The sequence below is a fragment of the Arthrobacter sp. 754 genome, assembly GCF_040548695.1.
Classification (GTDB): Bacteria; Actinomycetota; Actinomycetes; order Actinomycetales; family Micrococcaceae; genus Arthrobacter.
Genome location: NZ_JBEPSC010000005.1, coordinates 183,770 through 196,285, shown reverse-complemented (window position 1 = coordinate 196,285; position 12,516 = coordinate 183,770). Strand labels below are relative to the sequence as shown.

General features: G+C 65.6%; 13 protein-coding genes. 4 read left to right on the top strand and 9 right to left on the bottom strand.

The window, feature by feature from the left end; all coding sequences use genetic code 11:
- Positions 1-35 precede the first annotated feature (35 nt).
- Positions 36-917 carry a KPN_02809 family neutral zinc metallopeptidase gene (gene ypfJ / locus ABIA70_RS15660; protein ID WP_354148487.1) on the bottom strand — a complete coding sequence of 294 codons (882 nt, stop codon included), beginning with the start codon at positions 915-917 and terminating at the stop codon, positions 36-38.
- 60 nt (positions 918-977) lie between these two features.
- Between ypfJ and ABIA70_RS15655 the strand changes: the two genes are divergently transcribed.
- Together ABIA70_RS15655 and ABIA70_RS15650 are read left to right on the top strand one after the other, a co-directional pair.
- The gene (locus ABIA70_RS15655) at positions 978-2,384 is read left to right on the top strand and encodes a class I adenylate-forming enzyme family protein (RefSeq protein WP_354148486.1); all 1,407 of its coding nucleotides are present in this window, start codon (positions 978-980) and stop codon (positions 2,382-2,384) included.
- Complete coding sequence (locus ABIA70_RS15650; RefSeq protein WP_354148485.1) at positions 2,353-3,585, top strand: thiolase family protein; 1,233 nt, start codon at positions 2,353-2,355, stop codon at positions 3,583-3,585. Before ABIA70_RS15655 ends, ABIA70_RS15650 begins: the two co-directional genes overlap by 32 nt.
- A gap of 32 nt (positions 3,586-3,617) precedes the next feature.
- Here the strand turns inward: ABIA70_RS15650 and ABIA70_RS15645 are convergent, their stop codons facing one another.
- The 4 genes from ABIA70_RS15645 to ABIA70_RS21655 form a co-directional block, all read right to left on the bottom strand.
- On the bottom strand, positions 3,618-4,241 hold the full coding sequence (locus ABIA70_RS15645) for an energy-coupling factor transporter transmembrane component T family protein (protein ID WP_354148484.1): 624 nt from the start codon (positions 4,239-4,241) through the stop codon (positions 3,618-3,620).
- On the bottom strand, positions 4,238-4,954 hold the full coding sequence (locus ABIA70_RS15640) for an energy-coupling factor ABC transporter ATP-binding protein (protein ID WP_354148483.1): 717 nt from the start codon (positions 4,952-4,954) through the stop codon (positions 4,238-4,240). Before ABIA70_RS15640 ends, ABIA70_RS15645 begins: the two co-directional genes overlap by 4 nt.
- 9 nt (positions 4,955-4,963) lie before the next feature.
- Positions 4,964-5,593 (bottom strand): biotin transporter BioY, encoded by a 630-nt coding sequence (locus ABIA70_RS15635; RefSeq protein WP_354148482.1) that lies wholly within the window; start codon positions 5,591-5,593, stop codon positions 4,964-4,966.
- Positions 5,594-5,794: 201 nt separating this feature from the next.
- Positions 5,795-7,462, bottom strand: coding sequence for a phytase (locus ABIA70_RS21655; RefSeq protein ID WP_502917217.1), 1,668 nt, complete (start codon positions 7,460-7,462; stop codon positions 5,795-5,797).
- Positions 7,463-7,842: 380 nt separating this feature from the next.
- On the opposite strand from ABIA70_RS21655, the gene ABIA70_RS15620 reads away from it, so the two are divergent.
- Positions 7,843-9,441, top strand: a complete 1,599-nt coding sequence (locus ABIA70_RS15620; protein WP_354148481.1) for an ABC-F family ATP-binding cassette domain-containing protein — start codon at positions 7,843-7,845, stop codon at positions 9,439-9,441.
- 190 nt (positions 9,442-9,631) lie between these two features.
- On the opposite strand, the gene ABIA70_RS15615 is transcribed toward ABIA70_RS15620, so the two are convergent.
- The 3 genes from ABIA70_RS15615 to ABIA70_RS15605 are packed head-to-tail and all read right to left on the bottom strand — an operon-like array spanning position 9,632 to position 11,226.
- The gene (locus tag ABIA70_RS15615; protein WP_354148480.1) at positions 9,632-10,516 is read right to left on the bottom strand and encodes an SURF1 family cytochrome oxidase biogenesis protein; all 885 of its coding nucleotides are present in this window, start codon (positions 10,514-10,516) and stop codon (positions 9,632-9,634) included.
- On the bottom strand, positions 10,517-10,792 hold the full coding sequence (locus ABIA70_RS15610; protein WP_354148479.1) for a hypothetical protein: 276 nt from the start codon (positions 10,790-10,792) through the stop codon (positions 10,517-10,519).
- On the bottom strand, positions 10,789-11,226 hold the full coding sequence (locus tag ABIA70_RS15605; protein ID WP_354148478.1) for a DUF3099 domain-containing protein: 438 nt from the start codon (positions 11,224-11,226) through the stop codon (positions 10,789-10,791). The genes ABIA70_RS15610 and ABIA70_RS15605 overlap by 4 nt, the downstream gene beginning before the upstream one ends.
- Before the next feature lie 145 nt (positions 11,227-11,371).
- On the opposite strand from ABIA70_RS15605, the gene fabG reads away from it, so the two are divergent.
- Positions 11,372-12,097, top strand: a complete 726-nt coding sequence (gene fabG, locus ABIA70_RS15600) for a 3-oxoacyl-ACP reductase FabG (protein WP_131681422.1) — start codon at positions 11,372-11,374, stop codon at positions 12,095-12,097.
- Positions 12,098-12,108: 11 nt separating this feature from the next.
- Here the strand turns inward: fabG and ABIA70_RS15595 are convergent, their stop codons facing one another.
- Complete coding sequence (locus ABIA70_RS15595) at positions 12,109-12,486, bottom strand: DUF5655 domain-containing protein (protein ID WP_354148477.1); 378 nt, start codon at positions 12,484-12,486, stop codon at positions 12,109-12,111.
- Positions 12,487-12,516: the final 30 nt, after the last annotated feature.

The following is a 12,516-nucleotide window of genomic DNA, read 5'->3' as shown; positions in this document are numbered from 1 at the left end:
TAACCGGCCGTCGTCGTACCACCCGCAGGCAGCTTTTAGAGCGTGGGTGCCGCGAAGGTGTCGCACTGGTTGATGTCCCCGGAGGTGTAGCCCTGGTAGAACCACTTCTGGCGCTGTTCGCTGGAGCCGTGAGTCCAGGCTTCGGGGGACACCCGCCCGGTCGCGGCTTCCTGGATCCGGTCATCGCCTACCGCTGAAGCGGCGGACAGGGCGTCCTTCAGGTCCTGCTCCTTCAGGGGCTCCAGGAAGGGCTGACCTGTCTTGGGATCGGGCTGGGTGGTGGCGTAGCGGGTCCACAGGCCGGCGTAGCAGTCAGCCTGGAGCTCAACGCGGACGGCGCCGGATTCTGGGCCCTGCGGATCCTGCTGGGCCCGGTCGAGGTTGCCCAGCACGTTCTGGATGTGGTGCCCGAATTCGTGTGCAACTACGTATTCCTGGGCCAGCGGCCCGCCGGAGGAACCGAACCGGTCAACCAGTTCCTGGAAGAACCCGGGGTCGAAGTATGCGGTGGTGTCGGCAGGGCAGTAGAAGGGGCCAACGGCGCTCGTCGCCGCACCGCATCCCGTGTTTGTCCCGCCGGTGAAGATGACGGTCTCGGGCTGGGGGTACTGGACGTTGTAGTCCTTGAGGTAGGCCGGCCAGAAGGCGTTCAGGCTGTTGACCGTTCCGGTAATCCGGCAATCGAGCCGCGCGTCGGCGTCCGCCCCCGTTGCGCAGGCCGGGGCCGTGCCCTGGCTCTGTTCGGCGGTACCGCCGCCGGTCAGGCCCTCGAGCAGGGCGGGGTTGACGCCGAGGAGGGCGGCTATCAGGAGGATGAGGCCGCCTCCGATGCCGCCGCCGACTTTGGCGCCGCGGCCCATCCCACGCCGGTCCTGTACTTGGGTGGGGTCCAGCTGGACGTTGTCATTGAAGCTCATAAAGTCACAATAGCCTTTACCGGCAGTCGCTAACGGAGCCCGGCCGGTAAAGTTGGGTCGATGCCTTTTCTCGATAAGATCCAGCGTTGGGCCAACGAACGCCCCGATGACACCGCTGTTGTGGTGGCGGGCCGGTGGCTCAGCTGGGCTGACCTTCGGGACTCTGCGGCGGCAGCTGTCCCCGCCACGGCAGGCGTCACAGTGCTCGCGGAAGGGAATTCAATTGACTTCCCGGTCCGGTTCGCCGCTGCGTTGGCCGGCGGGCGCCAGTGTGCAGTCCTGTATCCGGCCTGGCCTCCTGCGCTGCATGAGGAAATTCTTGAGCGGCTGGCCGAGTCGGCCCGGCCGGTCCCGGTTTCCGTGGATGACGCCCTGGCTGACGGACCGCCGGAGACGACATTCCTCATCGGCCTGACGTCCGGTACCACCTCGGTGCCGAAGGCGTTTACCCGGTCCCGCGCCTCCTGGCAGCATTCCTTCGACGCTTCCATCGAGTTCTTCGGCCTCCGCCGAGACGATGTCACCCTTGCCCCCGGCCCGCTGGTCTCCAGCCTGAACCTCTACGCCCTGGCGGAATGCCTGTATGCCGGCTCCCAGTTCCAGACCCTGGAAAGTTTCGATGTCGGGGATGTCCACGCCGCCATCACGCACGACGGCGTCACCCGGCTGGTGCTCGTGCCCACCATGCTGCGGCTGCTCAGCGAACGCGGACTGACCGGCGGCGTCGACGCCTCCGGCGTGAAAACCATCATCTGCGCCGGTTCCAAGCTGGACGCCCGCACCCTCGAAGCTGCGCGGCGCTGGGCACCGAACGCCACGATCTTCGAATACTACGGCGCCTCTGAACTCAGCTTTGTCTCCGGTGCCGGGCTGGCGGCCGGAGAGCAGCTGGACGCCGGCGGCACGGGCATCGGTCACCCGTTTCCGGGCGTCGAAGTCAGGATCCTCGACGACGACGGTTCCGAACTGGCCCCCGGCGAAGCCGGAAATATCTGCGTCCGCAGCCCCATGGTCAGCAACGGTTACCTCTGGGGTGACGATGGCCACGCACTCCGCTCCTTCGACGGCTGGTTCACCGTGGGCGACCAGGGCTACCTTTCTGACGGCGAACTTCACATCCTCGGCCGCCGCTCGGACATGATCCTGACCTCGGGAAAGAACGTCTACCCGCATGAGGTGGAGCTGGCCCTTGCCTCGGTTCCGGGTGTCGCTGCCGCGGTGGCTGCCGGCATGCCGGACGACGTCCGCGGACAACGGGTGGTGGCAGGCGTAGTCGCCGCACACGGGGGAGTCACAGCTACCCAGCTCAAGGCCGGACTCGAAGGCATCCTGCCCCGCGACAAGCGCCCACACCAGTACTTTGCCCTGTCCGAGCTCCCCACCACGGACCGCGGAAAGGTCAGCCGTAACATGCTGCTCGAATGGATCGGATCCCGTGACCGGCGGGCCCGGCACCTTGAACGCTGACCTGCTGCCTGCCGACCGGCAGCCGGTGATCATTGGGGCCCGGCGCACAGCGGTCCGCCGGGCGAACGGTGCGCTGAAGGACCTGCGTGCCCATGAATTGCTGGCGCCGGTCCTGGCACAGCTGCTCGACGAGGGCAACGTTCCGCCCGAATCCGTTACGGACGTGGTGATCGGCAATGCCGTGGGCGGCGGCGGCAATGTAGCCCGACTGGCCCTGCTGGAGGCCGGGCTCCCGGTCAGCGTGCCCGGCCTGACCGTGGACCGGCAGTGCGGTTCAGGACTTGACGCCATCGTCCTGGCCTCCCGGCTGGTGGCCGCCGGCGGAAACCCCCTGTATCTCGCCGGGGGAGTGGAGAGCATCAGCACAGCCCCCTTGCGGGCCCACCGGACCGACGGCGGCGAACCGGACTTTTTCAGCCGTGCCCGGTTCGTGCCGGACAGCTTTGGCGACCCCGACATGGGTGTAGCCGCCGAAAACGTGGCCGCCCGCTTCGGGATCGGCAGGGAGCGGCAGGATGCGTTTGCCCTCGCCAGCCACCAGCGCGCCGTAGCGGCAAGCCGGGCCGGGACGTTCGAGGGTGAGATAACCCCGCTGCAAACTCCGGCCGGAGTTGTCTGCGCCGACGACGGTCCCCGCCCCGGGCTCACCGCGGCGGTCCTGGCCCGGTTCCCGGCGGCCTTCGTTGAGGGGGGAACTGTCACCGCCGGAAACTCGTGCTTTGACGCGGACGCCGCGTCCGCCGTCGTGATTACCTCCCTGCAGCGGGCCCGGGAGCTGGGTGCGCCGGACGGACTCCTTATCCTGGCCACCGACACCGCCGGCGTTGAGCCAAGGCTCTTGGGCATCGGTGCCGCGGTGGCCGCTCAGCGCATGCTGGCGGCCTCGGGCCTGTCCGCTGCCGCTATCGGCCTGGTGGAATTCAATGAGGCCTTCGCGTCGCAGGCTCTTGCATGCCTGGACCATCTCGGGGTCGATCCGGAGAGGGTCAACCTCGACGGCGGTGCGCTGGCTTTGGGCCACGCCTACGGTGCGTCAGGGGCAGTGCTGGTGACCCGGCTGCTGGCCCAGGCTCGGCGGGCCGGGGAGCACGGCGTCCTGGCGCTGGCCATGATCAGCATCGCCGGAGGGATGGGCACGGCCGCGCTGCTGCGTTACGAACGGATCGAGCGGCGAGGTCTCGGAGCTGAGGAACCGTCTTAGCACCGGGAAGTCGCCCCTCGATGGGGCGACCGTCAGTCCTCGGCCTCGCCGAGTCCCCGGGCAGCCAGCGCCTCACCCGTTTGGCGCGCGAACGCCACGGTGGTGATGAAGACGGGCAGGACCAGTGCGCGCGGGTTCCGCTCCAGGCCGCGGGCCCGGGCGGAGTCACGGACGTCCGCGAAGGCGCCGGCGATGTAGGGGATGCTTCGGAGCATGATGGCGATGGTCAGGGCGAAACGCTCCGGGTCGGCGCCGAAACGGCGGAACGGCCTGGCCAGTGACACCACACCGTCCAGCAGCCGCTGCATGGGCGTGGTTGCCGTCAGCAGGGACGCCGCGACAATGCAGACCAGGATGTTCAGGAGGATCCGGGCTGCGGTGGGCCCGCCCAGCTGCCACCACTGGAAGAGGCCGATTACCGGCAGAACATACAGCAGGGGCCGGACTGCTCCGAGGAGCCTGCGCGGACCGGCACCTGTGAGCAGGTAAAGCCCGCACAGGATCGTGAAAACCGCCGCCGACACCAGCCAGTCAACCACCAGGAAGGATGCCAGCCCGCACCCCACCACCAGCAGGAATTTCACGGCAAGCGGCGTCCGATGGATGACCGAGTCTCCCGGCACGTAGTTGGCCAGCAGGAAACCGTGTCCCCTCACGGCGCAGCCAGCCCGTGGGTGGCCAGTGCCCGGTAAGCGTCTACGGCGGCTGCCGGGCCGCCGTCGAACACCACCCTGCCCGCCTCAATGACCAGCACGCGGTCCATGTCCAGCGCCAGGTCAAGGTCATGAGTGGACATGATGATCTGCTGGTCCAGTCCGGAGAGTGTGCGGCGCAGGAGCTCCCGGTTGCGCAGATCCAGGAGGGTTGACGGTTCGTCCAGGACCAGCACGGACGGATTAACCGCGAGGACAGCAGCGAGGGCCATCAGCTGGCGCTCCCCGCCGGAGAGCTCGTAGATGCTCTGGTCGGCGAGAGGGAGCAGCCCAAACCGGTCCAGCGTAGCCTCCGCAAACCGCCGGCGTTCCTGGCCGTTGCGGACCGAGCGCCGGAGCGACAGTTCAACATCTTCGCGGCCGGTGGGCATGACGAGCTGCGAGAGGGGATCAGTGAAGACAAAGCCCACCTGCCTGCGGACCGCCCGCACGGCGCCGACAGTATCCGCGCCGTCCACCAGCACCGCGCCGGAGGTGGGCTGGACCAGGCCGTTGACCATCCGCAGCAGTGTGGATTTACCGGACCCGTTCGCGCCGATCACGCCGATTCGCTGCTCAGTCAGTTCGAGGGCGATGTCCGCAAGGAGGGATTTTGGCTCCGGGCGGTTGTCGACGGCAACAGCCACTGATGCCTGGTGGAAGGAAATGGTTGCCATGGCGGGGGGCTAGTTGTGGATCCGCTTCACCCGGCGGACCAGGACATCGGGAAACGCGCGGTGCAGGGCAACGGCGATCACTGCAGCGAGGATGTTCTTGATCACGTCGCCGGGGTAGAAAATCAGGTCCGCCACAATCGCCTGGCCCAGTTCCGTCTTGGTGTTGATGGCGATCCCGATGATGCCGAGGGTGTGCACCACCGCAATGCTGGTCACCATGGCAGCGGCGAAGAACCACAGCGCCCGAGCGCGCGAGGTGCGCCGGATGACAACAGTGGCCAGCCAGCCCACCAGGGCCGCAGCGATCGGGAAGGCGATGATGTAGCCGGCCGACGGTCCGGCCAGGATGCCCAGGCCGCTGCGGCCCTGGCTGAAGATCGGCAGGCCGGCAAGCCCCAGCAGCGTGTAGAGGCCGACGGCGGCAAAGCCCCGGGCCGGGCCCAGCATCAGGCCCGTGAGCATCACCGCGAGGGTCTGGAAAGTGATCGGTATGCCGAACACGTTGGCCGCGATGCCGGGCACCAGTGCAGAGCCTGCCACCAGCGCGGCGAAGACGGCGATCAGGCCGAGGTCGGTGGCGTTCCAGCGGGCGCGTTTACGGGAGGCGGTGCCGTTGACGGTTGTGTCGGTCTGGCTCATGGGGTGTTCCTGTCGTGGTTGTACAAACTAAGCATGGGGTGATCCTGACGTTACCGGCCGCCGTCAGGGTCCATTTTGTAGGGGGTCTACTAAACGGGCGGCCGGGCGTTGAGTGGCCGATACAAAGGACCGTGGCCGTCCGCGGCGCCGTCCAAACGTTGGCCGCCAGGAAACTGCCAAATTCCAGAGCCTCTCTCGCCGTCATCGCGGGACGGCGCCCAAGGGCACGTATTTGAGGTTGGATGAAGTGCCACCGGTGTTGGACTCGTCGTGAACCACGAGGAGCCCCTGCTCGAACTGCGGCCCGGCATTCAGAGTGGTGACGTCCACACCATCGGTGCCCGTCACGGCATCTATGGTTCCGTTCGCACCGACGCTGAATTTCTGGAGGAAGGCGTTGCCGCCGGCCCGGTCATAGACCGCTATCTTGGATTCGCCCTGACTGGAAACGAAGAGCCGACCCGTACCGTTCGCGCCGTACTCGATGGCCATCCCTTCAATGTCGGCCACCAGATTGCCGCCGCCGACTGTATCGACAGCGGTCCGGCTGTTGCCGGCTCCAGGTTCGGCTCCGTACTTCCACAGAGCCACGTCCTCCTGGCCAACATACAGATGCCCCAGATCATCGTCAGCCACGCAGCCCTCGGTGATGCTGGATATGGAAAGCGTCCTGACGAGGGTGGCATCGACTTTGCCGGCGCCGTTGTCCGACAGTTCAAATTGTTGGATGCTGCCGGACACATATGGTGTGACGAACGCATAGAACTTACCGCTGACTTTGCTGCGATAGAGGCAGAGTCCGCTGTTGGGCGCGAAAGTCGCGATGCTGCGGGCCCCAATCGGTGAGAGGGTTCTGGTTGCCGTATCCAGTGAATACAGGGCCAACGTATTGTTTGTCCGGTTATTCGCCCCCACGACCACGGTCGATTGCCCGCCAAGGGGTAACCCGGTCCTTACGTCGATGTTTCCGATCATTCCATCGCCACGGAACTGCATCAGTTTGCCGTCCATTCCGAACACGCCGATACCGCCGCCTGAAGACGCCTTGTTATCGGCGATCACCACACTGTTGGCGGGGTTCGCCTGGTCAACCCAGATTGCCGAGTCATCTGAGATGTCCCCCGAACCGGAAAACCCGACGGTCTCAACCGCTGGCATTACAACCGGGACGCCCGGCGTCGGGGTAGCGGTGGGGGTAGGCGAAGGGGTGGGTGTCGGCGTCGGGGTTGCTGTCACGGTGGACGTCGGGGTCGGAGTTGCTGTCGCGGTAGGCGTAGGAGCCACAGTGGGTGTCGGCGTCGGGGTTGATGTTTCGTAGGTTACGGACAACTGCGGTCGTTGTGAGGACTCTCGGGACGCCAGGCTGCCATGCACTCCCGTCGTTGTGTTGAGTCCGAAGCTGACACTGCCGGAACTGGTCACGGAGCTCACTGGCAAGGATGCGCTGGCAAATTGGCCTGATCGAAGCACTCCGGTCCGGGCAAGTTCCGTTGGCTGCCAGGCAGGCTGGTTGGCCGAGGTTACGGTGGTCTCGCTCCATGCGTTGCTGGCCGGGTGCACAAGCAGGCTCCCGTTCACAGATGTTTTCGAGTAGATCCTCAGGCTCGCGGCCGTGATGCTGCTGCCGGCAGGGAGTGCCACGTCGAACCGAAGGAGTACGTGGTACGTGTTCTGCGAAACGGTCAAAGCTGTTGCCGTACCGTAGTTGCCGCCGGGAGTGGCTGTGGAAACATAAGTATCCGCCACCGCGCTGAGAGTAACGGTCGCAGGTGCAGCGGCCGTCCGGGGCAAGCTGCCGAATAGAACAAAGACGCCTATCGTCGCCAGAGCGAGCAATGACGCCAGGAGAAGTCGGAAACGACGGAGCATGGCGCGGTCCTGGGTAGGCCCATGGATGTCATGGGCATGTGCAGTGAACGGGCTGGCCCAGCTCTGGCCGTATCGAGGGCATCCAGCGGACGTTCGGCGGTCAATGCCGCAACGCACAACAAGGACGCGGGTTGAATGCAGGAATCAAAAAGGCGCGTTTTGCCTTATGCATATTATCCGAGAGGCGAGGGTGCCGCTGTCAAGCACTGAAACATAACCCGCCAGCCTCCTGCCCTCGTCCCTGTAGTGCGCCGCGGTCCTGGGCCCAGACTGTGGCCGGTAGACTTGACTAGGCCGTTCTGTGCGGCCATTCTGCCCGCTTCTTCCAGACGTCATCCGTTGAGCTGCGGCATTCCCTGTTGTGAAAGGCCTTACCTGCTGTGATTACTGTCCAGGATCTTGAACTGCGCGCCGGTGCCCGGCTCCTTATGGACCAGGTGAGCTTCCGCATCGACAAGGGAGACAAGATCGGCCTGGTGGGCCGCAACGGCGCCGGAAAGACCACCCTGACCCGGGTTCTCGCCGGCGAGGGCCTCCCTGCTGCGGGCAAGGTCACCCGCACGGGTGAGATCGGTTACCTTCCGCAGGATCCGCGCACACCTGACATGGAACAGCTCGCCCGCGACCGCATCCTCGCCGCCCGCGGACTGGATGTCGCCGTCGGCAAACTCCGGCTCGCGCACGAGGAAATGGCCAGTGAGGACGCAGATGTCCAGCGCAAGGCGATGAACCGCTACGACCGCCTGGAATCGGAGTTCCTGGCAGCCGGCGGTTACTCGGCCGAGGCCGAGGCGGCCGCGATCTGCTCCAACCTTGCACTGCCGGACCGCATCCTCAACCAGCCCCTCAAGACCCTTTCCGGCGGCCAGCGCCGCCGTGTTGAACTGGCCCGGATCCTCTACTCGGACGCCGAGACCATGCTCCTCGATGAGCCCACCAACCACCTTGACGCCGACTCCATCGCCTGGCTGCGGGACTTCCTCAAGAACCACCAGGGCGGGCTGATCGTGATCAGCCACGACACCGAGCTCCTCGAAGCGACCGTGAACAAGGTCTTCCTGCTGGACGCCAACCGCGCCCAGATCGACTTCTACAACATGGACTGGAAGCGCTACCTGCTTCAGCGCGAAACCGACGAGCGCGCCCGCAAGCGTGAACGCGCCAACGCCGAGAAGAAGGCCCAGGTCCTGTTCGACCAGGCCAACAAGATGCGGGCCAAGGCCACCAAAGCTGTCGCAGCGCAGAACATGGCAAAGCGTGCCGAGCGCCTGCTCAGCGGCCTCGAAGCCGTCCGCGAGAACGACCGCGTGGCAGCGCTCCGCTTCCCGGACCCCTCGCCCTGCGGCAAGACCCCGCTTACCGCTGAGGGCCTCAGCAAGTCCTACGGCTCGCTGGAGATCTTCACGGACGTCGACCTCGCCATTGACCGCGGCTCGAAGGTGGTCATCCTGGGCCTGAACGGTGCCGGCAAGACCACCCTCCTGCGGATGCTTGCCGGCGTGGACAAGCCGGACACCGGCGATGTCATTGCCGGCCACGGCCTCAAGGTTGGCTACTACGCCCAGGAGCACGACACCCTGGACGTGGACCGGACAGTCCTGGAGAACATGCGCTCCTCCGCCCCGGACATGAAGGACGCGGAAGTACGCGGCATCCTCGGTTCGTTCCTGTTCTCCGGCGACGACGTCGACAAGCCCGCTGGAGTCCTCTCTGGCGGTGAGAAGACGCGCCTGGCCCTGGCCACCATCGTGGCCTCCAGCGCCAACGTCCTCCTCCTCGATGAGCCCACCAACAACCTGGACCCAGCCAGCCGCGCTGAGATCCTGGGTGCGCTGCGGAACTACAGCGGAGCCGTCGTCCTGGTCAGCCACGACGAAGGGGCCGTCGAAGCCCTCAACCCTGAGCGCGTGGTCCTGCTCCCGGACGGCGTCGAGGACCTGTGGAACGAAGACTACCTGGATCTGATCACGCTGGCTTAGCCTCGATTTGCGGTGGTTTCGTTCGCATCAGCGGCCGCGTAATTTGCCGCTTGCTGGCTGGCCCCGAGGCACTCGTGCTCACCTTCGCTCCGCAGCGCGCGTGATTTCCCGCGAGCACGCGGGAAACCACGCGCGTTGCGCAGCGGACCCAGCCACGGGCGTGGCACTGAACGCAACCCAGAACGAAGCCTTAGTACCCTTGCGCGTCCAGGAGGGCGTCTTCCTCTTCTTCGGCTGTGGCCTTCTTCCGTTTGCGGGCAACCGGCGGACGACGGCGGGCTGCCGCGGCCGCGGAGTGGACGGCGCTGCCGGAGCTGACCTCGTCCCCGTCCTCATCCTCGGCGTCGATCGCCGCGTTCCGGGCCTGCTGCCGCGCGGCGTAGCCGAATCCCACGAACATGAGCACGCCGAATGCAAACCACTGCAGCGAGTAGGACAGGTGCGTTCCTTCTTCGGTGGCCGGTTTGGGGAACGGGAACGGCATCTCGGCGGCGGCCGGCGATTCCGACGCGAGCTGCCCATAGGCGCCGGTGAGGAAGGGATAGCCCAGTTCGTTCGCGTAGGTGGGCAGGTCGATGGAGGCGAGCTGGCCAGCCGGCGCGCCGCGGTCCAGTCGCGGCTCCCCGTGCTTGAGACGGACGACGGCGGTCACGGAGCCTGTTGGGGGCGCCGGAACCGAGTCGGGGCTGCCCGGGTTCTTGTTGCCGATAGGCAGCCAGCCCCTGTCGATCACCACGGTCTCGCCCGTCTCCAGCCTGAACGGGACAACCACCTCGTAGCCGGGCTGCCCGTTCAGCGGACGGTTGCGGACGATCCTTTGTCCGGCGACGTCGTAGGTTCCCTTGAGTTCCACCTGGGTCCACTCCTTGGCGGGGTCCAGTTCGGAGAACTCGTCGCGGACCTGCTGGAAGGGGACGGGTGTGGCTGAATAGTTCGTGACCACGCGGTTGATTTCGGCAAGGGTCTCAGCGCGGCGGTCCATCTGCCAACGGCCAAGAAAGACACAGGCAGCAGCAAAAACCGCGGCCAGCAGCAGGTAGGCAAGCCATTTGCTGGAGAAAAGAAAACGGTACATTCAGCTGTCCTGCCCCGCGCCGGACCCGCCGGGCGCCTGGCCCCGGTCCATGACCACAGTGTCCTTCCACAGCCCGCGGGTCTGCAGGTAATCCTCCAGCCAGCCGCGGTGGTCATCACAGGCGAGCCAGATCTTCCGGCGCTCCGGGGTATGGATCTTGGGATTGTTCCACAGCAGCTGCCAGGAGGCTTCGGAGCGGCAGGCCTTACGGGAGCAGGTGGCACCCATGGCCGGCGCGGCACTGTCTGTCCCGCCGGCCAGATCGAAAATGTTCATGAAGCGCGCCGTTCCTGTCCGTAGGTGGGTTCGTCGCCATCATCAATTATCAGCTCACCCTGAAGGACCGTGGAGGCTGTGCTCTGTTGTTCCGGAGCCACCACGGGGCTTTCCAGTTCGGCGAGCGGGGCGGAATCCAGCAGTGAATCGCTGTGGACCTCTGCCTTGTCGTTCCCGTTGGCGAGGACCACCGCGATCCATGGGAGGAAGACGGCACCTGCAACCATCAGGAGCTTGAACCAGCCGTCCACCACAAAGATAAGGATGAGGCAGACCATGCGGATTCCCATCGCGAGGGAGTACTGCATCATCCGGTGCCGCATGTCCTCCGAATGGGCTGCGGCAGCGTCCGTGATGCTGTGCACCCCGGAATCACCGGAGAACCGTTCAGGCTCTCCGGGCACATACTGTCCCGCATGGTTTTCAAGGGTCACGGTTGGTTGATCACGCTCCAAGGCTTGCCTCAATTCTCTCACCATCCGGCAGGTGCGCCCAAACGGACGCTAAGATCGGAGGCAGTAAAAATCCCATGCGTTTTCCATCGCGGTGCCCTTTTGCCGCAGAATCCCGGAGCCCCCTATGCCTGAAGCAGCCCAGACCCCCCGCAGCGTCCTGATCACCGGAGGTAACCGGGGCATCGGGCTGGCCATCGCCGAGGCTTTCCTCGCCAACGGCGACAAGGTTGCCGTGACCTACCGCAGCGAGTCGCAGTTGCCGGCCGGAATCCTCGGCGTAAAGGCTGACGTGACTGACGAGGCCTCTGTTGATGCGGCATTCACCGAGGTGGAGGCCGCCCACGGTCCGGTGGAGGTCCTGGTGGCAAACGCGGGGATCACCAAAGACATGCTCCTGCTGCGCATGCGCGAGGAAGACTTCACATCCGTCATCGACACCAACCTCACTGGTGCTTTCCGGGTCATCAAGCGCGCTTCGAAGGGCATGATCAAGATGCGGAAGGGCCGGGTTGTGCTGATTTCTTCTGTCTCCGGCCAGTACGGCGCGCCGGGCCAGATCAACTACTCCGCTTCCAAGGCCGGCCTGGTGGGCATCGCCCGGTCGCTGACCCGCGAACTGGGATCCCGTGGCATCACTGCGAACGTTGTGGCCCCCGGTTTCATCAATACGGATATGACTGCCGAACTCCCCGAGGCCACGCAGAAGGATTACCTGGCAAGCATCCCGGCCAATCGTTTTGCCGAAGCTTCGGAAGTGGCCAACGTGGTCCGCTGGATTGCCAGCGACGAGGCCGCCTACATCTCCGGCGCCATCATCCCGGTCGATGGCGGCCTGGGCATGGGTCACTGACAGCAAGTTCCCTACCCGGCGGCGTCGAACGCTTCCCTGAGCCATTCCGTTACCTCGGAGTCGACGTCATGAGGCGTCAGGAGCTCCAGGTGGTGCATCCAGATCCCGGGGGAGGGGTGGACCACCTCCTTGAACCGGGCGGACACGATGTGCCGCGGGAGTGCGATGGACAGCACCGCCGGGACGTCGGTTTTCAGGTGCTGCCGGGGGTTCCAGACGTAGGCGAAACCACGCCTGTTCCGGAAAGCCACCTGGCTGGTGGTGGTGCGCTCAACCGCCGGACCATTACTGAGGATGGCGCTCCGGACAACCTGGCAGAGCTCAAGTCCTTCGGGAGAATTGCTGAACAAAGCTTCCGGGGTTGATGGTGTCCCGGCGCTGCCCGTCATGGGGCGAGCATACGCCGGCGGGACCGCCCT